This is a genomic window from Mycolicibacterium peregrinum, assembly GCF_001665625.1.
GTDB classification, from domain to species: domain Bacteria; phylum Actinomycetota; class Actinomycetes; order Mycobacteriales; family Mycobacteriaceae; genus Mycobacterium; species Mycobacterium peregrinum_B.
This window is the reverse complement of sequence record NZ_LZSY01000114.1, coordinates 13,490-33,534: the sequence shown is the minus strand read 5'-3', so window position 1 is coordinate 33,534 and position 20,045 is coordinate 13,490. Positions and strand designations below refer to the sequence as shown.

Here is a 20,045-nt window from a genome sequence, read left to right as displayed (position 1 = left end):
CGGGGTGAGCAGCGCACCCGGCTACCAGGCCCCCACCGTCACTGTCAGCTCGTCGTTGCCCCGCAAGGGGGTCGCCGAGGCCGTCCTCGTCATCGGCGTCGTCAGCGACGACGCCGGGCCCAAGGTTCTGGCCGTGGGGCCCTACCTCGATGACGACGCGGTCGCCGCCGTGGAATCCAGCCTGCAGGCGCTGGGAGCCACCGGCGGCGAGGGCCAGACGCACCGCCTGGTGGTCGCGTCGCTTCCGGTTGCCAGCGTGCTGACTGTCGGCCTGGGTAAGCCGCGCGACGAGTGGTCGGCCGACACGGTCCGCCGGGCCGCCGGTACCGCAGCACGCGCGTTGGACAAGGTCGCCACGGTGGTGACGTCGCTGTCGGCGATCGACCTGGAGGCGGCCGTCGAGGGATTGATCCTGGGCGCCTACCGATTCAGTGACTTCCGCAGCGCCAAGACCGCACCCACCGATGCCGGGTTGACCGCGATCACCGCGCTGGCCGCCGATACCAAGGCCGCCACCAAGGCTGAAGCGCAGCGCGCGGTGGACATCGCTTCGGCGGTCGCGACGGCCCGGGATTTCGTCAACACCCCGCCGAGCCACCTTTTTCCGGACGAATTCGCCAAGCGCGCAAAGGCTTTGGGTGAGGACGCCGGGCTTGAGGTCGAGGTGCTGGACGACAAGGCTCTGGCCAAGGCCGGCTACGGCGGCATCGTGGGTGTTGGCAAGGGGTCGTCGCGCCCACCGCGCCTGGTGCGGTTGATCCACCGGGGCGCAAAGGGCAAGAAGGCCAAGCGCGTCGCGCTCGTCGGTAAGGGCATCACGTTCGACACCGGCGGCATCTCGATCAAGCCGGCCGCCAACATGCATCACATGACCTCGGACATGGGTGGCGCCGCCGCGGTCATCGCGACCGTGGTGCTGGCCGCCAGGCAGAACCTGCCGATCGAGGTGATCGCTACCGTGCCGATGGCCGAGAACATGCCGTCGTCGACCGCGCAACGCCCGGGCGATGTGCTGACCCAGTACGGCGGGATCACCGTCGAGGTGCTCAACACCGACGCCGAAGGTCGTCTGATCCTGGCCGACGCGATCGTGCGTGCGTGCGAGGACGAGCCGGATTACCTGATCGAGACGTCCACCCTGACGGGCGCGCAGACCGTGGCCCTTGGTTCCCGCACGCCGGGCGTGATGGGTAGCGACGAGTTCCGCGACCGGGTGGCGACGCTGTCGCAGTCCGTCGGCGAGAACGGCTGGGCCATGCCGTTGCCCGAGGAACTCAAGGACGACCTCAAGTCCTCGGTGGCGGACCTGGCCAATGTCAGCGGGTCCCGCTACGCCGGGATGCTGGTGGCGGGCACGTATCTCCGCGAGTTCGTCGCCGACGGGGTCCAGTGGTCGCACATCGACATCGCCGCCCCGGCTTACAACACCGGCGGCCCTTGGGGTTACACACCCAAGGGCGGCACCGGCGTGCCGACGCGGACGATGTTCGCGGTCCTGGAGGATATCGCCGACAACGGCTGATCATGTTCCCGCCCAACGTGAACAAGATGGCGAGATTTCTTCGGAGCCTCGCGATCTTCTTCACGTTGGGCGCAGCTCTCGCCGGCTGTTCGGGAACGTCGAACCCGCCGCCGGGAGCCTCCACGAGTGCGGCCGCACCGTCGACGCACCCGGCCGCGCCGGCGACCCCCGCCGGAGCGCAGCCCCGCCTGGCGCCGGATCCGGCTCGGCTGGCGCAGGATCTCATCGCCGACGAGCGTGCCCTCCGTGCTCCGTCGACGCCGGAGACGACGCTGACACAGGCGGCCCGGCGTCAGCAGGTCGCCTACCGCGCGATCGGCCGCCACCCCGAATGGGACGCGATCATCCGGCCCCGCATCCCCGCGGAACTGGTCGCGTTCTACGACCACAACGTCGATGCGCGTCGGCAACTCGCCACGCTGGCCGAACCCAAGGACACGCTGCCTGCGTGGCGCATCAACCCGCCGGCTCCGGCTGAGCTGCTCCTGGACGCGTACCGCGAGGCCGAGGCGGCCTCCGGCGTGGGCTGGAATTACCTCGCGGCGATCAACCTGATCGAGACACACTTCGGCAGCGTCACCGGCGACAGCTCGGCCGGCGCGCAGGGGCCGATGCAGTTCATGCCCTCCACGTTCGCCGCGTACGGCCTGGGCGGCGACATCCACTCACCCCGGGACAGCATCATGGCCGCCGGAAATTACTTGGCCGCCAATGGTTTTTCCCACGACCCCGACCACGCCCTGTTCCGGTACAACAACGCCGACGAGTACGTGCGAGCGGTCACCGACTACGCCGCCGCTATGGCCGCCGATCCGGCGGCCTTCGGCGCGTTCTACCGCTGGGATGTGTACTACGTCTCCACCGCAGGGGACGTGCTGCTGCCCATCGGGTACGCCGCCGAGTCGCGGATACCCGTCGGCGAGTATCTGACGGCCCACCCGCAGTAGCGGTCTACAGCGACCCCGACCGCGCCACCCGGCGCAGCGCCGAGGGCACCAGCCGTGCCACGCCGTAGGCGGCATAGGCCTCCGGGGTGACGGGGCGGATCGCCTTGTCCTTGCGGACCGCGGCGACGATGGCCTTGGCCACCTTGTCCGGCCCGTAGCGCCGCGCGGCGAAGGCCTTCTTGGTCGCCGCGCGCAACTGCTCCACCTGGTCCTGCTTTTCGGCAGGGACGTCGAAGCGGGTGGTGTCGATGATGTTGGTGTCGATCATGCCCGGGCAGATCGTCGTCAAACCGACTCCCGCCGCTTCCAATTCGGCGCGCAGGCAGTCGGAGAACATGAACACCGCGGCCTTGCTGGTCGAGTAGGCGTTCATCGAAGCCGACGGCGAATAGGCGGCCATCGAGGCCACGTTGACGATGTGGCCACCGGTACCGCGGTCGACGAGGCGTCGGGCGAATGACCTGCAGCAGTTGACGACTCCCCCGAGGTTCACATCGAGCACCCGGTCGAACTGCTCGGCCGGGGTGTCGAGGAACTTGCCGCCGTGGCCGATTCCGGCGTTGTTGACCACCACGTCGGGCACGCCGTGGGTGCTGCAGACCTGCTCGACGAAGCTTTCCACGGCCTCGGCGTCGGACACGTCGAGTCCGTAGGCGTGGGCCACGCCGCCGCGCGCGGCGATCTCGTTGGCGGTGGCCTTGGCCGAAGCCTCGTCGATATCGCTGACCACCAGTTCGGCGCCCTGTGCGGCAAAGGCCAGGGCGGTGGCACGGCCGATGCCGCTGCCCGCACCGGTCACCGAAACCAGTGTGTCGCTGAAGGGATCACGCGAGCGGCCGACCTGAGCACGCCGCAAGGCGCGGGAGGCCGGGGAACCCTCGATGTGATCGATCAGATCGGCTGTCGCGTTGGCGATGGCCCGCCAATGTGAGAACGGCGCCCAGTGGCCGGCTTTCAGGTCCCGGCGCCACAGCAGCGGCACCCACTTGGACGCCTCGTCGTAGCCGTGTCCACGCACCACGGGATCGTGGTCGTTGCAGATCAACTGCACGGGCACCGTCACATAGTGATCGCTCCGCAGAGTCGTGAACGAGCGAATCGCATTGGCGCGGTAGATCTTCAGGCCGTTCGCCGCATCGGTGTCAAGCGCCTCGGACTGGAATTTGGGGCCCGCGGTGTCGATGGCCTGCAGTCGACGCGCGGCACCGCGCCGCATCAGGACCGGCGCGACGACGGGGACCGAGAACGGGATCCAGTAGCTGAACCGCGAGGCCAGGTTCACCGCCTTGGCGAACCGGATGGGCCGGTACGGGCGGGCGAGCCGGCCGCGCACGAACGACCCGTAGTGGTCGGTGCTGGGTCCCGACACCGACGTGAAGGACGCCACCTTCTCGGAGGCCTCGGGCCGGCTCAGGTACTCCCATACGCCGACCGAACCCCAGTCGTGGGCCAGCACGTGCACGGGGCGGCCGGGGCTCACCGCGTCGATCACCGCAGACAGGTCGTCGGCGAATCGGTCCATCCGGTAGGCCCTGACCGCCTTGGGGACATCCGAGGCCCCGGCGCCGCGGTTGTCGTACCGCACGATGTGGAAGCGGTCCTCGAGTTCGCCCGTGACGCCGTTCCACAGCACGTGCGAGTCCGGCCAGCCGTGGGCCATCACCAGCGTGGGGCGCTGCCGGTCCCCTTGTTCGTAAACCGCGATACGGGTTCCGTCCGAACTGTCGACGAAGCGCTGCATAGTCCATCCTCCACGAGGTACCTGTGACGAACAGTATCCAATACCGGAGGTACCGGTTGCCTTGACTCTAACGGTCGTCGAGTTCGCGGTACATGGCGCGCTGCCGTTCGATGCGTCGACGCGCGTCGTAGTCCCGCATCCGTTGCGGATATCCGACCTTCTGCACGTCGTACACGGGGATCTGCAAACGCTCGCTGAGCCTCCGCGCACCCGCCTCGCCACCCGTGCGGCGCCGCGTCCATTCTCCGTCCGCAGCAACGAGCACGACCGTCACCTCCGTGACGGTGGTGCGGGGTTCGACGAATGCCTCGACCCCGACATGCTCGGCCACCCAACGTTGCAGATACTGCAGGTCCCCGGCCTGGTCGCTGCCGGATCCGCGCGCCGACCGGTTTCGGCGAAACGTATCGAACAGGCCCAACGGACGGATCTCCTCAGCTCTGGGGAAGTTCGACGAACCGCCCTGCAAACCCTCACTCGATAGTGCCAGAGGATCGGCAACCCTGAGTGAGTGCGAATGTTGCTGCAGTGACAGGATGGTTCCGACAATCCACCTAGGTGCCGTACCCAGTGCACCTAGCTGTGGTAAGCCAGAGTTCGAGTCGTCACAAGTGACCGTCCGAGGAGTCAATACATGGCCATCTCCGTCCAGATGCCCGCGCTAGGTGAGAGCGTCACCGAGGGGACCGTCACCCGCTGGCTGAAACAAGAGGGCGACACCGTCGAACTCGACGAGCCACTGCTGGAGGTGTCCACGGACAAGGTCGACACCGAGATCCCGTCGCCCGCCGCGGGTGTGCTGACGAAGATCGTCGCCCAAGAGGACGACACCGTCGAGATCGGTGGCGAGCTCGCGGTCATCGGCGAGGCCGGCGAACAAGCCTCTGCAGCGCCGGCCGAATCCCCGGCCCCGCAGGCAGCGCCCGAACCCGAGCCGCAGCCCCAGACCACCGAGCCGTCGGCCGCCCCTGCCGAGACTGCAGCCCCGGAGCCCGCGGCCCCGGCACAGCCGGCCCCGTCCGCTCCGGCGCCCGCCGCCTCCGGGTCGGCCACCACCGTCGTGATGCCCGAGTTGGGTGAGTCGGTCACCGAGGGCACCGTCACCCGCTGGCTCAAGAAGATCGGCGACTCGGTCGGCGTCGACGAGCCGCTCGTCGAGGTGTCCACGGACAAGGTCGACACCGAGATCCCGTCCCCGGTGGCCGGCACCCTGCTGGAGATCACCGCCGAAGAGGACGACACAGTGGCCGTCGGCGGCGAGCTGGCGAAGATCGGTGACGCCTCCGCGGCGCCGGCCCCGCCGGAGCGGGGGTGGGAGCCGGCGCGGCAGGGGCGGGCTCGGCCTTGGGTTCGGGCTTGGGCTCTGGTTTCGGTTCAGGCTTCGCTTCGGGAGCGGGTGCTTCGGGAGCAGCGGCCGGCGCCGCGCCGGCTCCCACCCCCGCTCCGGCGGCTCCGGCGCCCGCAGCCCCGGCGGCAGCCGGAGACGGCTCGCCGTACGTCACCCCGCTGGTGCGAAAGTTGGCCGCGGAGAACGGTGTCGACCTGGCATCGGTGAAGGGCACCGGTGTCGGCGGCCGCGTCCGCAAGCAGGATGTGCTCGCCGCGGCCGAGGCCAAAAAGGCTCCCCCGGCTCCGGCCGCACCGGCGGCCCCTGCCGCGGCCGCACCCGCCGCCGCGTCGGCGGCCCCGTCCCCGGCGTTGGCGCACCTGCGCGGAACGACGCAGAAGGCCAACCGGATTCGCCAGATCACCGCGAAGAAGACGCGGGAATCGTTGCAGGCGACTGCGCAGTTGACCCAGACCCACGAGGTCGACATGACCAAGATCGTGGCGTTGCGGGCCCGGGCGAAGGCAGATTTCGCCGAGCGCGAGGGTGTCAACCTCACCTATCTGCCGTTCATCGCCCGCGCCGTCATCGATGCGTTGAAGATCCACCCGAACATCAACGCGAGCTACAACGAGGACACCAAGGAGATCACCTACTACGACGCCGAGCACCTCGGCTTCGCGGTCGATACCGATCAGGGTCTGCTCTCTCCGGTGATCCACAACGCCGGTGATCTGTCGCTGGGCGGGTTGGCGCGTGCCATCTCCGACATCGCGGCTCGGGCCCGGTCGGGCAACCTCAAGCCAGACGAGTTGTCCGGTGGCACGTTCACCATCACCAACATCGGCAGCCAGGGCGCGCTGTTCGACACCCCGATCCTGGTGCCGCCGCAGGCGGCGATGCTGGGCACCGGGGCGATCGTCAAGCGTCCGCGGGTGATCTCCGACGAGTACGGCAATGAGTCGATCGGTGTGCGCTCGGTGTGCTACCTGCCGCTGACCTACGACCACCGGCTGATCGACGGCGCAGATGCCGGCCGGTTCGTGACCACCATCAAGCGCAGGCTCGAAGAAGGTGCTTTCGAGGCCGACCTCGGGCTGTAAACGCCGTTAGGAGGGGCTCCCCACTGTGGCGGACGCCGTCATCGCGATAGCGGGATCATCCGGTCTGATCGGTTCGGCGCTGGTGTCAGCGCTGCGCGCTGCCGATCGCCGGGTGCTCCGGATCGTACGCAGGGCACCATCGAACGGCGATGAGCTGTTCTGGAACCCCGACACCGGCGAGTTCGACGCCGGCGCGCTGAATGGCGTGGACGCGGTGGTGAACCTCTGCGGCGTCGGCGTCGGCGACAAACGGTGGTCGGGCGCCTTCAAGCAGAGCCTGCGCGACAGCCGGATCGGCCCCACCGAGGTGCTGGCCGGGGCGGCGGCCGATGCCGGGGTGCCGGTGCTGATCAATGCCAGCGCGGTCGGCTACTACGGCGACACCCGGGACCGGGTGACCGACGAGTCCGCGCCCGAAGGGCGCGGTTTCCTTGCCGGGCTGTGCGCAGATTGGGAAGCGGCGACCGCGCCGGCCGTCGCCGCCGGCTGTCGGGTGGTGCTGCTGCGTACCGGGCTGGTCATGTCCCCGTCGGGCGGCATGGTGAACCGGCTCAAGCCGCTGTTCTCTCTCGGCCTGGGCGCCAGGCTGGGCAACGGCAGGCAGTACATCCCGTGGATCAGCCTTGAGGACGAGGTCCGCGCGGTGCTGTTCGCGATGGCGACCGAAAGCCTTTCCGGACCGGTCAATCTCACCGGTCCGGCCCCGGTGACCAATGCCGAGTTCACCGCCGCACTGGGCCGGGCGCTCAACCGGCCCACTCCGGTGATGGTCCCGGGATTCGCGCTGCGAACGCTGCTCGGCGAGATCGCCGACGAGGGACTGCTCATCGGCCAGCGCGCGATCCCCGCCGCCCTGGAGCGGGCCGGCTTCAGCTTCCACCACAACACCGTCGGCGAGGCATTGGCATATGCCACCGCCGCACCCGAGGACTAGCGAGCCGACGTAGCCCGGTAGTCCTCGATCACCGTCAGCGCCTCGTCGAACGAACGGTCCATCGGCGTCAGCGATGTCGCCTCCGGTCAGCCGCCGGTTGGCCCGGGCGACCCTGCCCAGCAGTGTGGTCGACGGGAATCGGCGGGGGTCGACCAGATGCAGGATGATCGCCCGCTGCCGCCGGTACTTCCACACCGTCACGCCGACGATCTCGTCCCACGGGATGACCGCCTCGGACCACTGCTTGTAGTAGATGCCGTCGGGCGACACCGAAAGCTGCTCACGGCGGTCGAACAACCGGACCGCGGTGGTGACCGCCGCGCCCAGGAAGAACAGGGTGCCGCAGGCACCGACAGCTTTGTGCAGCAGGGAAGCCTCGGCCGAGCTCGCCACCCAGGCCGACATTGCGCCCATCAGTACGCCGAGCACCGTCAACATCAACAATCGCCACGGCGAATATCGGGCAGAGAATTCCGGCACCATCCGACCTTATTCGGCGTCAACCCCTGCGCCGGGCAGCAATTTTGCGCGCGAGTAGCGTGGACGATCATGGCAGCATCCATCCGCTCGGCGACTGCTCCGGTGGCGGTGCGGCAGCTGGGGACGATCGATTACGAATCCGCCTGGGAACTACAGCGCGAGATCGCCGATGCCAGGGTGGCCGGCGGGCCCGACACTCTGCTGCTGCTGCAACACCCGGCCGTCTACACCGCCGGCAAGCGCACCGAGCCACACGAACGTCCGGTGGACGGCACTCCCGTCGTCGACACGGACCGCGGAGGCAAGATCACCTGGCACGGCCCCGGACAGCTGGTGGGCTACCCCATCATCGGGCTGACCGAGCCGCTCGACGTGGTGAATTTCGTTCGGCGCCTTGAGGAATCACTCATCACCGTGTGCGCGGATCTCGGTCTGCAGACGGGCCGGGTCGAGGGCAGGTCGGGCGTGTGGGTCGCCGGTGACGGGCTGCGCCCGGCCCGCAAGGTCGGCGCGATCGGCATCCGGGTGTCCCGGGCGACGACGCTGCACGGGTTCGCGCTGAACTGTGACTGCGACCTGTCGGCGTTCTCGTCCATCGTGCCGTGCGGAATCGCGGATGCCGGTGTGACATCGCTGACGGCAGAACTCGGCCGTCGCATCACCGTCGAGGACGTCACCGACCGCGTCGCCGCCGCCGTGTCCGACGCGCTCGACGGACGCCTGGAAGTAGCGCTGAACGTAGGATGAACCAGTGACTGTGGTGCCTGAAGGTCGGAAACTGCTGCGTCTGGAAGTGCGGAACGCGCAGACGCCCATCGAACGCAAGCCACCGTGGATCAAGACCAGGGCCAAGATGGGTCCGGAGTACACCGAACTCAAGGGCCTGGTTCGCCGCGAAGGTCTGCACACGGTGTGCGAGGAGGCGGGTTGCCCCAACATCTTCGAATGCTGGGAGGACCGGGAAGCCACGTTCCTGATCGGCGGCGAGCAGTGCACCCGCCGCTGTGACTTCTGCCAGATCGACACCGGCAAGCCGGCCGATCTGGACCGCGACGAGCCGCGCCGGGTCGCCGAGAGCGTGCAGGCGATGGGGCTGAAATACTCGACCGTGACCGGGGTGGCCCGTGATGACCTGCCCGACGGCGGGGCGTGGCTGTACGCGGAGACGGTCCGTCAGATCCATGCCCTGAACCCGAACACCGGCGTGGAGTTGTTGGCCCCGGACTTCAACGGAGAGCCCGCACAGCTTGAAGAGGTTTTCGAGTCGCGCCCAGAAGTGTTCGCGCACAACGTCGAAACCGTGCCGCGCATCTTCAAGCGCATTCGTCCGGCGTTCCGCTACGACCGCAGCCTTGCGGTCATCACCTCTGCCCGCGACTTCGGTCTGGTTACCAAATCGAACCTGATCCTCGGGATGGGCGAGACGATCGACGAGGTGCACACCGCACTGCGCGACCTGCACGACGCGGGCTGCGACATCGTCACCATCACCCAGTACCTGCGGCCCTCCCCCCGCCACCACCCGGTCGAACGCTGGGTCCACCCCGACGAGTTCGTCGAGCTGTCGAGCTATGCCGAGGGCCTGGGATTCGCCGGTGTGCTGGCCGGACCACTGGTCCGTTCGTCCTACCGCGCGGGCCGGCTCTATGCCCAGGCCGCGCGGGTTCGGTTCGCGGATCAACCCCCCGTATCCTGAAGTAATGGCGAAAACCCGCAATGCCGCAGAAACCAAGGCGGCAAAGGCCGAGGCGAAGGCTGCCCGCAAGGCGGCCTCGAAACAGCGGCGCAGTCAGCTGTGGCAGGCATTCCAGATCCAGCGCAAAGAGGACAAGCGCCTGCTGCCGTACATGATCGGCGCGTTCGTGCTGATCGTCGCTGCCGCTGTGGTCGCCGGCCTGCTCATCGGCGGGTTCACCATGTACACGATGGTCCCGCTCGGTGTGGTGCTCGGCGCGCTCGTCGCGTTCATCATCTTCGGCCGCCGGGCCCAGAAGTCGGTGTACAAGAAGGCCGAGGGCCAGACGGGTGCCGCGGCCTGGGCACTGGACAACCTGCGTGGCAAGTGGCGGGTCACCCCCGGCGTCGCCGCGACGGGTCATTTCGACGCAGTGCACCGGGTGATCGGTCGTCCCGGTGTGATCTTCGTCGGTGAGGGTTCGGCCACCCGGGTCAAGCCACTGCTGGCGCAGGAGAAGAAGCGCACCGCTCGCCTGGTCGGCGAGATCCCGATCTACGACATCGTCGTCGGCAACGGCGAGGGCGAGGTGCCGCTGTCCAAGCTGGAGCGCCACCTGAACAAGCTGCCGGCCAACATCACCGTCAAGCAGATGGACTCGATCGAGTCCCGGCTCGCCGCACTGGGCACCAAGTCCGGTCCGGCCGGGATGCCCAAGGGTCCGATGCCCGCCGGCGCGAAGATGCGTGGCGTGCAGCGCACGGTGCGTCGGCGCTAGGTTCTAGCGCCGCACCACCGCGGTCTTCGATGCCAGGTCATGGAGACCTCGGTGGTCCTCGTCGGTGAACAGCGCCGGGATGACCAGCACGATCAACAGGTTGCGGGTGAGCGCCCGGCCCAACCCGACATGGTCGCGGCCGTCGAGCGGGATCACCGCCAGACCCAGCAGGTACTGGCCGGGGGTGAAGCCGAACAAGCGCACCGCGGCGACCCCGATGACCAACCACACCAGCAGCGCGATGTTCCGGAAGTCCAGCGAGTACAGCAGTTGGTCGCGACTCATGAGCCCGAACGACACCGCCAGCACCGCCGTCAGGCCCAGCGAGATCAGCCAGTCGGCCAGGATGGCACCGACGCGTCGGCCGAATCGGGCGATCGACCCGGGCCCCTGCTGGGGAAGTCCGAGCCGCTCTCCCGGATATCCACTGGCGGGTTCGGAGGAAGGTCCGGACAGCCAAGTTCCCATCGTGCGCGCCATAGGGCCAGAATAGGCGTGGCCGGTTTGGTTGCGGCGAGTAGCTCATGTCACAGAGAACGGTCATCGCGTAACTTGCGCGCAACATATGGTTGACGACTGCGCAACATCGTGTCCTTAGCGTCAACCCGCGGGTTACCAGTAAAGGAGAACACTGAAGTGGCAGAAAAGACGTCCGACGACATCTTCAAGCTGATCAAGGACGAGAACGTCGAGTACGTCGACATTCGCTTCTGCGATCTGCCAGGCGTCGTCCAGCACTTCTCGATCCCGGCGTCGGCGTTCGACGCGAGCGTGTTCGAGGACGGTCTCGCATTCGACGGCTCGTCGGTCCGCGGGTTCCAGTCGATCCACGAATCCGACATGATGCTGCTGCCGGACCCCGACACCGCCCGCATCGACCCGTTCCGCGCCGCCAAGACGCTGAACCTGAACTTCTTCGTGCACGACCCGTTCACCCGCGAGGCCTACTCCCGTGACCCGCGCAACGTGGCCCGCAAGGCGGAGAACTACCTGGCCAGCACCGGTATCGCCGATACCTGTTTCTTCGGTGCCGAGGCCGAGTTCTACATCTTCGACTCCGTGAGCTTCGACTCCCGGATGAACGGCACCTTCTACGAGGTGGACTCCGAGTCCGCGTGGTGGAACACCGGCGAGCCCTCCGAGGCCGACGGCCGCCCCAACCTCGGTTACAAGGTCCGCCCCAAGGGCGGCTACTTCCCCGTGGCGCCGTACGACCACTACGTCGACCTGCGCGACGAGATGTCGACCAACCTGATCAACGCCGGGTTCACCCTGGAGCGCGGCCACCACGAGGTGGGCACCGCCGGTCAGGCCGAGATCAACTACAAGTTCAACACGCTGCTGCACGCGGCCGACGACGTGCTGCTGTTCAAGTACATCATCAAGAACACCGCGTGGCAGAACGGCAAGACCGTCACCTTCATGCCCAAGCCGCTGTTCGGTGACAACGGTTCCGGTATGCACGCCCACCAGTCGCTGTGGAAGGACGGCAAGCCGCTGTTCCACGACGAGTCCGGCTACGCGGGCCTGTCCGACATCGCCCGCCACTACATCGGCGGCATCCTGCACCACGCCCCGTCGCTGCTGGCGTTCACCAACCCGACGGTCAACTCCTACAAGCGTCTGGTGCCGGGCTACGAGGCCCCGATCAACCTGGTCTACAGCCAGCGCAACCGCTCGGCCTGCGTCCGTATCCCGATCACCGGCAACAACCCGAAGGCCAAGCGCCTCGAGTTCCGCTGCCCGGACAGCTCGGGTAACCCGTACCTGGCGTTCGCGGCCATGCTGATGGCCGGCATCGACGGCATCAAGAAGAAGATCGAGCCGCTCGCCCCGGTCGACAAGGACCTCTACGAGCTGCCGCCGGACGAGGCCGCCAACATCCCGCAGGCCCCGACCTCGCTGGCCGCGGTGATCGACAAGCTCGAAGAGGATCACGAGTACCTCACCGAGGGCGGCGTGTTCACCGAGGACCTGATCGAGACCTGGATCTCCTACAAGCGGGAGAACGAGATCATGCCGATCCAGATCCGGCCTCACCCGTACGAGTTCAGCCTGTACTACGACGTTTAAGTCGGCACCGCCGACGCGACGTGTAAGTCGGCACCGCCGACGCGACGTTTAAGTCGGCACCGCCGACGCGACGTCCAAGTCGCTCAGACTGTGGCCCCCGGTTCTTGCCGGGGGCCACAGTTTTAGGCTAACCTAACCAACGCGAGCGCAATCGCTTGCGGTGCTGACAACCTCACAGGTCAACGGAGAGATTCGTTGGCCTTTTCGTTTCTCTCCGGTCGTATTCACAGATGAGAGAACGAGGTTCACAATGTTCACGGTTTTCATGTTGGTCAAGACCAATCCGGAATGGCTCGGATTTCCGGTGGCCAAACGCTTCGATGAGCTGGCCCGGCACCTGCAACCGATACTCGATCGACACCCCGCAGTGAATTTCCGTTGGTACGACACGGAGTTCTACACCGCCAGGGTCACCGACCTCCTGCTCTGGGAGACCACCGATCCGCACGAGTACGAGCTCGCGGTCGAGGAACTCCGCGAAACACCACTGTGGGACCGCTATTTCACCATCGTCGAGATCCTCCCTGGCGTGGCGAACGCGTACGCGGACAACTACGGCAGATCCGCCCTCGGGTAGGCACCCGACCGGCGGCCGGCTCAGCGCCGAAAGCACAATGGACCGATGCGGGTTCTGGTGCAGCGGGTGACATCGGCCAATGTTGCGGTCGACGGCGAAATCGTCGGCGCGATCGAGCCGAACCCGCAGGGGCTGGTCGCCCTGGTCGGGGCGACCCATGACGATGACGCCGCCAAGGCCCGGCGGATGGCCGAAAAGCTCTGGCAGTTGCGGATACTCGACGGTGAGAAGTCCGCGGCGGACGTTGGCGCACCCATCCTGGTGATCAGCCAGTTCACGCTGTACGCCAATACCGAGAAGGGCAGGCGCCCGTCATGGAACGCGGCCGCACCCGGTGCCGTTGCTGAACCTCTGGTGGCAGAGTTCGCGGGCGCACTCAAGGAATTGGGTGCGGTTGTGCAAACAGGAGTTTTCGGGGCGCACATGAAGGTGGAACTAGTCAATGACGGGCCGGTAACGGTGTTGCTGGAGCTGTGAGTTTTCTGCGGACGGCGAGTATTGTCGGCACATGACGACCAACTTGGACAGCCGACTGAGCTCAATTTCTCCTGCTGTCATCAGCTTGTTCCGCGTCGTGTTCGGTCTGCTGTTCGCCATCCACGGTGCATCCAAACTCTTTGCCTGGCCCGTCGATTCGGGGAGCGGCGCTGTCCCGGTGGGCACCTGGCCGTATTGGTACGCCGGTGTACTCGAGTTGGTCCTCGGCCTGCTGATCGCGGTCGGGCTGTTCACCCGGATCGCCGCAATCATCGCCGCGGGCCAGATGGCCTTTGCCTACTTCACCGAGCACCAGCCCAAGGGCCTGTGGCCGATCGAGAACGGCGGCGAACTCGCCGTGCTGTACTGCTTCGGCTTCCTGCTGCTCGCCGCAATCGGTGGTGGCGCTTACGCGTTGGACGCCACGCGCCGCAAGCGGCTTGCCGCCTAGTCCAGCGCGAGGTCTTTGCGGAAGCGCTTCAGTCCGTCGATCTTCTCGGCCAGGGTCGCCGAGGGCCCGGAGTAGAACATCCACGGCATGGTGATGATGCCCTGAATCCCACCAGCCTCCGCACGCGCGTAGTGCTCGGGAGTGAAGGCGTCGGTCAGCGGCGTGATGATGGTGAAATCATCCATCGTCAAACCCTTTTCGGCACGTAGCTCGCGCAACCGATCGACTCGCTGCAGGGCGTCATCGGTGGAGATCAGATCGCCGATCCAGCCGTCGTGGCGCGCCGCGCGCCGCAGCGCGATGTCGGACAGACCACCGACGTAGATCGGGATCCGCGGCGGGGTGGGCTCCATCTCGAGCCGGGGCGTGGAATAGAACTCGCCGGAGAACTCGGTCCAGCCGGGCTCCCACAGCTTCTTCATCAGCTCGAGCATCTCGTCGGTGCGCTTGCCGCGTCGCGCGAACTGCTGCCCCAGCAGGTCGAACTCTTCCTCACACCAGCCGACGCCGATGCCGAGTTCCAGCCGCCCGTCGGCCAGATAGGCCGCGGTGCCGATGGCTTTCGCGGCGGAGTACGGGTCACGCATCGCGGGCAGGTAGACAGTCGTGACGAACTTGCACCTGGTGGTGACGAGCGCCAGGGCGCCGATCATCACCCATGGGTCCGGCCAGTCGGTGAATGCCTCCCAGCGCCGCTTGCCGTCCTTGGTGTACGGATACGGTGTCGACAGCGTCTCCAGGTTCACCACGTGATCCGGGATGCCCATCCCGTCGTACCCGAGATCGTCTGCGGCCCTGGCCACTTCGACGGCCTCCCGGGTGTCCATGAAGGCCATGCTCACGTAGAACTTCATCCGGCGTCCCGCGCCCACGCCGGGGTGATGAAGACGCCTTCCGCCTCGACGGTGATCCCGTCGCCGTCGCTGATGTGGCCCCGCGCAAAGGTTTTGACACCTTCGGTCCGATCGATGTGGGCCTCGGCGCGCAGCGGCCCCAATGGAGTGCCGCGGTTGTACCGGCACGTGATGGTCCCCGTGTAGCGCGGCTCGTTCAGTCCCCCACTGGCCACCTCGCCGAGAATATGGTCGAGCACCAGCGCACAGATGCCGCCGTGCACCCAGCCCAGCGGCCCCTCGTAGGCGGCGCCCAGCACGAATTCACTCCAGCAGCTGCCGTCCTCGGCATGCTCGATCACCAGCGGCGGGGCCAGAGCGTTGCGCAGTCCGACGACCGGGTTGGCCCACACCACCGGGCGGTTGGTCTCGGCATGAAGCAAGGCGTGTGGCCCGTCGCGCTGTTCGCGGCGCAGCGAGGCGGTGACGGCCTCGACGGCCGCGGTTGCCTCGGCGATGGACTGCGGGTCCACCTGGGTTCGCACGCCGGCGTCGACGAGTTCGCGCATCGCCCGGGCAAAGGGTTCGTAGAGCGCTTCGAGTCGTTCGTGCTCGGCCGCGCTGATGACGTCGAACGTGTGCTGCATCCGGACTCCCAGTGAATTGGTTATATGCCCTTATTAACACCAGCCACTGGGACGTCCTGCACGCGGGGCCCAATTCGGCCTCGGCTACTCCCCGCCGAAAATTTTCCGGACCACACCCTTCGCCCGCCGCGTCACCCTCAGGTAGTTGTCCAGGAACTCCCCGCCGTCGTCGCTGCCCCACCCGGCCGCCAACGCGACCGCGTTGAGCTGGCGGCCCGGCCCGGGCAGCTGATCGGTGGGTTTGCCGCGGACCAGGACCAGTGCGTTGCGCGCCCGCGTGGCCGTCAGCCAGGCCTCGCGCAACAATTCGACGTCACTCTCGGCGACCAGCTCGGCCGCGCCGATCGCGTCGAGGGTCTGCAAGGTCGAAGTGTTGTGCAGCGCAGGGAGATTGTGCGCGTAACGCAGCTGGAGCAGCTGTACGGTCCACTCGATGTCGGCCAGTCCGCCACGGCCCAGCTTGGTGTGGGTGTTGGGGTCTGCGCCGCGGGGCAGCCGTTCGGCGTCCACGCGTGCCTTGATCCGGCGGATCTCCTGGACGGCTTCGGCCGAGACCCCACCGGCGGGGTAACGCGTCTTGTCGGCGATGAGCAGAAATCGTTCGCCGAGCTCGAGATCACCGGCCACCCGGTGAGCGCGCAGCAGGGCCTGGATCTCCCAGGCCTGCGCCCACTGCTCGTAATAGGTTGCATATGACGCCAGCGTGCGCACCAGGGGCCCGTTACGGCCCTCCGGGCGCAGTCCGGTGTCGACCTCCAACGGCGGGTCCGCACTGGGTGTCCCCAGCAGGGCCCTGACCTGTTCGGCGATGCTCACCGACCAGCGCACGGCCGCCGATTCCTCGACACCCGAGTTGGGTTCGCACACGAACATCACGTCGGCGTCGGAGCCGTAGCCGAGTTCGCCGCCACCGAGGCGACCCATACCGATCACGGCGATGCGTGCGGGCGCACCGGATTCGGGGGTGTTGGCCCGGATCACCGCGTCGAGTGCGGCCTGCAACACGGCAACCCATACCGCGGTCAGTGCCTTGCACACGTCGGTCACGTCGAGCAGGCCCAGCACGTCCGCGGAGGCGATGCGGGCCAGTTCGCGACGGCGCAGGGTGCGGGCGGCGGCGATGCCGCGCACCGGGTCAGGGTGACGGCCGGCCGAGGCCACCAGGGCACGGGCCAGGCTGTCGGGATCGCCGTCGAGCAGTTTGGGGCCGTTGGGCCCGTCGGCGTACAGCTGGATCACCTCAGGAGCCCGCATGAGCAGTTCGGGGATGTAGGCCGAGGTGCCCAGCACCCGCATCAGCCGCTTGGCCACTGCGCCCTCGTCGCGCAGGGTCGACAGGTACCAGCGCTGCTCGGACAGCTCCTCGCTGATCCGGCGGTAGGCCAGTAGGCCCGCGTCCGGGTCGGGGGTGTCCGAGAGCCAGTCCAACAGGGTCGGCAGCAACACCTGCTGCACCGTGCCCCGACGCCCACTCTGGCCCGTGAGCGCGGCCAGGTGGGTCAGTGCACTCTGGGGCCCCTCGTAACCCAGTGCGGCAAGCTGACGTTCGGCCGCCTCGGTGCTCATGCCTGCGCCGATTCCCAGCGCCGGCTGGCCCACCGTTTCGAGCAGCGGCTGGTAGAAGAGCTTGGCGTGCAGTCGCGACACCCGCATGCTCTGCCGCTTGAGTTCTTCGCGCAGCACGCCCTGGGCGTCGTGCCGGCCGTCGGGTCGCACGTGCGCCGCCCGGGCCAGCCATCGGTACGCCTCGACGTCGGTGTCGTCGGGCAGCATGTGGGTGCGTTTGAGCCGCTGCAGCTGCAGCCGGTGCTCGAGCAGTCGCAGAAATTCGTAGGATGCCGTCATGTTCGCGGTGTCGTCGCGGCCGATGTAACCGCCCTCGCCGAGGGCCGCCAACGCGTCGACGGTGGACGCCACATGCAGTGAGTCGTCGTTGCGTCCGTGCACCAATTGCAGGAGCTGGACCGCGAATTCGACGTCACGCAGGCCGCCGGTGCCCAGCTTGAGCTCGCGGGCCCGCACTCCGGCCGGGACGAGTTCCTCGACGCGGCGGCGCATGGCCTGAACCTCGGGAACGAAATCCTCACGCTCGCACGCGGTCCACACCATCGGCATCAGAGCCTCGATGTAGGCCTTGCCCAGTTCGGCGTCGCCTGCGGCGGGACGCGCCTTGAGCAGGGCCTGGAATTCCCAGGTTTTCGCCCAACGCTGGTAGTAGGCGACGTGGGATTCCAGTGTCCGGACCAGTTGTCCGCGTTTACCTTCGGGGCGCAACGCGGCGTCGACCTCGAAGAACGCATCGGCGGCGAACTGCATCATCTCGCCGGCCACCCGGGTCGCGGTGGCCAGGTTGTCGTCGCCGTCGCCGTCCGGGACCGATTCCCCGACGAAGATGACGTCGACGTCGCTGACGTAATTCAGTTCGCGCGCACCGCATTTACCCATGGCGATGACTGCCAGCCGGGGCTGCACACCGTCGTCGCACACGACGCGGGTGGCCACTGTCAGCGCGGCGCCCAGCGCGGCGTCGGCCAGGTCGGACAGATGGGCGGCCACCTCGACGAAGGGCAGCACCTGCTCGTTCTCGACGGTCGAGGCGACGTCGAGCGCGCCCAGGACCAGCAGTCGGTCCCGGTAGAGATCCCGCAGCGCGGGCACGGCACTGCTTGCGCCCCTGTCGATCTCGGCTGCCCGGGCCGCAGCGGTGAAGACACTGTGCAGTTCGTCGGGGCCGGGGAGGTCGACCGCACCGGCCAACAACCGCCACGATTCCGGATGGGCGACGAGGTGATCACCGAGAGCCAGAGAGGATCCGAGCACCCCGAACAGCCGGCCCCGCAGCGCCTTGTCGGTCAGGAGCCGCCGGTTGAGTTCGTCGGCGTCCGCGCCGAGCGCGTCGGTCAACCGCACCATTGCCAGCAGCGCGACGTCGGCGTCCGGTGCACGCGACAGCGACCACAGCAGTTCGACGTGTGACTCGGTGTTCCAGCCGAGCTGTTCCAAGTGGGCCGCTGCCTGGGGATGGACCAGACCGAGCCGACCGACGCTGGGCAGTTTCGGGCGATCGGTTGCAGGCTTGGGCACGTTCACGACGGTAGCGCACGCTCGCGGGAAACGACCGGCACCGGCGCCACCCGTCTCAGAGCGACAGGTAGGTCTTCAGCTCGTAGGGCGTGACGTGGCTGCGGTAGTTCTCCCACTCTGCGCGCTTGTTGCGCAGGAAGTAGTCGAATACGTGCTCCCCCAACGCTTCCGCGACGAGCTCAGAGTTCTCCATGGCCTCCAGCGCGTTGCCCAGGCTGGTGGGCAGCTCGCGGTAGCCCATGGCGCGCCGCTCTTCGGGTGTCAGGCTCCAGACGTTGTCCTCGGCCTGTGGGCCCAGCACGTAACCCTTCTCCACGCCGCGCAGACCGGCGGCGAGCAGGACCGCGAACGTCAGGTACGGGTTGCATGCCGAGTCGGGGCTGCGGACCTCGACACGCCGCGACGACGCCTTGCGCGGGGTGTACATCGGAACGCGCACCAGCGCCGAGCGGTTGGCCGCGCCCCACGACGCCGCCGTCGGGGCTTCACCGCCGTGCACCAGGCGCTTGTAGGAGTTCACCCACTGGTTGGTGACGGCGCTGATCTCGCTGGCGTGCTCAAGGATGCCCGCGATGAAGGACTTGGCCACGTCGGACAGCTGCAGCGGGTCGTCGGGGCTGTGGAAGGCGTTGGTATCGCCTTCGAACAGGCTCATGTGGGTGTGCATGGCCGAGCCGGGATGCTCTCCGAACGGCTTGGGCATGAACGACGCCCGCACACCGTCGGCCAGCGCGACCTCCTTGACCAGATACCGGAAGGTCATCACGTTGTCGGCCATCGACAGGGCGTCGGCGTAGCGCAGATCGATCTCCTGCTGGCCCGGTGCGCCCTCGTGGTGGCTGAACTCCACCGAGATGCCCATCTGCTCCAGCGCCTCGATGGCGTGCCGGCGGAAGTTGGGGGCCGAATCGTGCACGGCCTGGTCGAAGTAGCCGCTGTTGTCCGCCGGCACCGGCACCGACCCGTCGTCCGGGCCGGGCTGCAGCAGGAAGAACTCGATCTCGGGGTGCACGTAGCAGGTGAAGCCCAGGTCGCTGGCCTTGGCGAGCTGCCGACGCAGCACGTGTCGCGAGTCTGCCCACGACGGTGAGCCGTCCGGCATGGTGATGTCGCAGAACATGCGCGCCGAGTAGTGCTTGCCGGCGCTGGTGGTCCAGGGCAGCACCTGGAAGGTGGACGGGTCGGGCCGTGCCACGGTGTCGGACTCCGAGACACGGGCGAAGCCCTCGATCGAAGAGCCGTCGAAACCGATGCCCTCCTCGAAGGCGCCTTCGAGTTCGGCGGGCGCGATCGCTACCGATTTGAGGTAGCCGAGGACGTCGGTGAACCACAACCGAACGAACCGGATATCGCGTTCCTCCAGGGTGCGCAGCACGAATTCCTTCTGGCGGTCCAT

The 20,045-nt window shown here is 67.5% G+C and carries 17 protein-coding genes and 2 pseudogenes; 11 read left to right on the top strand and 8 right to left on the bottom strand.

The features are described 5' to 3' along the window. Nucleotides 1-4 precede the first annotated feature (4 nt). Together A5779_RS18030 and A5779_RS18025 are read left to right on the top strand one after the other, a co-directional pair. The gene (locus tag A5779_RS18030) at nt 5-1,522 is read left to right on the top strand and encodes a leucyl aminopeptidase (protein ID WP_207549093.1); all 1,518 of its coding nucleotides are present in this window, start codon (nt 5-7) and stop codon (nt 1,520-1,522) included. Between the two features lie 26 nt (nt 1,523-1,548). Continuing rightward, a complete protein-coding gene (locus A5779_RS18025; RefSeq protein WP_064884230.1) occupies nt 1,549-2,469 on the top strand; it encodes a lytic transglycosylase domain-containing protein in 921 nt (306 codons plus the stop codon). Nucleotides 2,470-2,473: 4 nt separating this feature from the next. Here the strand turns inward: A5779_RS18025 and A5779_RS18020 are convergent, their stop codons facing one another. Next, nucleotides 2,474-4,210 (bottom strand): SDR family oxidoreductase, encoded by a 1,737-nt coding sequence (locus A5779_RS18020; RefSeq protein WP_064884202.1) that lies wholly within the window; start codon nt 4,208-4,210, stop codon nt 2,474-2,476. 67 nt (nt 4,211-4,277) lie between these two features. Beyond that, nucleotides 4,278-4,631: a hypothetical protein gene (locus A5779_RS18015; RefSeq protein WP_064884200.1), complete on the bottom strand. Its 354-nt coding sequence runs from the start codon at nt 4,629-4,631 to the stop codon at nt 4,278-4,280. Nucleotides 4,632-4,844: 213 nt separating this feature from the next. Between A5779_RS18015 and sucB the strand changes: the two are divergent. Together sucB and A5779_RS18005 are read left to right on the top strand one after the other, a co-directional pair. Then, a pseudogene (gene sucB, locus A5779_RS18010) lies at nt 4,845-6,640 on the top strand (2-oxoglutarate dehydrogenase, E2 component, dihydrolipoamide succinyltransferase). 25 nt (nt 6,641-6,665) lie between these two features. Continuing rightward, nucleotides 6,666-7,574 (top strand): TIGR01777 family oxidoreductase, encoded by a 909-nt coding sequence (locus A5779_RS18005; protein ID WP_064884198.1) that lies wholly within the window; start codon nt 6,666-6,668, stop codon nt 7,572-7,574. Between the two features lie 135 nt (nt 7,575-7,709). Here A5779_RS18005 and A5779_RS34975 read toward each other — a convergent pair. Beyond that, a pseudogene (locus A5779_RS34975) lies at nt 7,710-7,979 on the bottom strand (STM3941 family protein); the annotation flags it as partial. 144 nt (nt 7,980-8,123) lie between these two features. Between A5779_RS34975 and lipB the strand changes: the two are divergent. The 3 genes from lipB to A5779_RS17985 are packed head-to-tail and all read left to right on the top strand — an operon-like array spanning nt 8,124 to nt 10,507. Next, a complete protein-coding gene (gene lipB, locus A5779_RS17995) occupies nt 8,124-8,801 on the top strand; it encodes a lipoyl(octanoyl) transferase LipB (protein WP_064884194.1) in 678 nt (225 codons plus the stop codon). Nucleotides 8,802-8,805: 4 nt separating this feature from the next. Then, nucleotides 8,806-9,750 carry a lipoyl synthase gene (lipA, locus tag A5779_RS17990; RefSeq protein ID WP_064884192.1) on the top strand — a complete coding sequence of 315 codons (945 nt, stop codon included), beginning with the start codon at nt 8,806-8,808 and terminating at the stop codon, nt 9,748-9,750. A 4-nt stretch (nt 9,751-9,754) separates the two neighbouring features. Continuing rightward, entirely contained in the window at nt 9,755-10,507 is a 753-nt protein-coding gene (locus tag A5779_RS17985) for a DUF4191 domain-containing protein (RefSeq protein ID WP_064884190.1), read from the top strand. Between the two features lie 3 nt (nt 10,508-10,510). Here the strand turns inward: A5779_RS17985 and A5779_RS17980 are convergent, their stop codons facing one another. Further along, nucleotides 10,511-10,987 carry an RDD family protein gene (locus tag A5779_RS17980; RefSeq protein ID WP_064884188.1) on the bottom strand — a complete coding sequence of 159 codons (477 nt, stop codon included), beginning with the start codon at nt 10,985-10,987 and terminating at the stop codon, nt 10,511-10,513. A gap of 156 nt (nt 10,988-11,143) precedes the next feature. On the opposite strand from A5779_RS17980, the gene glnA (A5779_RS17975) reads away from it, so the two are divergent. The 4 genes from glnA (A5779_RS17975) to A5779_RS17960 all read left to right on the top strand — a co-directional run bounded on the left by glnA (A5779_RS17975) (nt 11,144) and on the right by A5779_RS17960 (nt 14,085). Further along, entirely contained in the window at nt 11,144-12,580 is a 1,437-nt protein-coding gene (glnA, locus tag A5779_RS17975; RefSeq protein WP_055115131.1) for a type I glutamate--ammonia ligase, read from the top strand. A gap of 250 nt (nt 12,581-12,830) precedes the next feature. Then, nucleotides 12,831-13,157: a darcynin family protein gene (locus tag A5779_RS17970; protein WP_064884186.1), complete on the top strand. Its 327-nt coding sequence runs from the start codon at nt 12,831-12,833 to the stop codon at nt 13,155-13,157. 45 nt (nt 13,158-13,202) lie between these two features. Then, nucleotides 13,203-13,634 (top strand): D-aminoacyl-tRNA deacylase, encoded by a 432-nt coding sequence (dtd, locus tag A5779_RS17965; RefSeq protein ID WP_064884184.1) that lies wholly within the window; start codon nt 13,203-13,205, stop codon nt 13,632-13,634. Between the two features lie 31 nt (nt 13,635-13,665). Beyond that, on the top strand, nt 13,666-14,085 hold the full coding sequence (locus tag A5779_RS17960) for a DoxX family protein (protein ID WP_064884182.1): 420 nt from the start codon (nt 13,666-13,668) through the stop codon (nt 14,083-14,085). Here the strand turns inward: A5779_RS17960 and A5779_RS17955 are convergent. The 4 genes from A5779_RS17955 to glnA (A5779_RS17940) form a co-directional block, all read right to left on the bottom strand. Beyond that, nucleotides 14,082-14,939 (bottom strand): TIGR03619 family F420-dependent LLM class oxidoreductase, encoded by an 858-nt coding sequence (locus A5779_RS17955; RefSeq protein ID WP_055120343.1) that lies wholly within the window; start codon nt 14,937-14,939, stop codon nt 14,082-14,084. The genes A5779_RS17960 and A5779_RS17955 overlap by 4 nt on opposite strands. After that, complete coding sequence (locus A5779_RS17950; RefSeq protein ID WP_064884180.1) at nt 14,936-15,565, bottom strand: PaaI family thioesterase; 630 nt, start codon at nt 15,563-15,565, stop codon at nt 14,936-14,938. The genes A5779_RS17955 and A5779_RS17950 overlap by 4 nt, the downstream gene beginning before the upstream one ends. 84 nt (nt 15,566-15,649) lie before the next feature. Then, nucleotides 15,650-18,655 carry a bifunctional [glutamine synthetase] adenylyltransferase/[glutamine synthetase]-adenylyl-L-tyrosine phosphorylase gene (locus A5779_RS17945; RefSeq protein ID WP_110777444.1) on the bottom strand — a complete coding sequence of 1,002 codons (3,006 nt, stop codon included), beginning with the start codon at nt 18,653-18,655 and terminating at the stop codon, nt 15,650-15,652. Nucleotides 18,656-18,704: 49 nt separating this feature from the next. Beyond that, nucleotides 18,705-20,045, bottom strand: coding sequence for a type I glutamate--ammonia ligase (gene glnA, locus A5779_RS17940; RefSeq protein WP_064884178.1), 1,341 nt, complete (start codon nt 20,043-20,045; stop codon nt 18,705-18,707).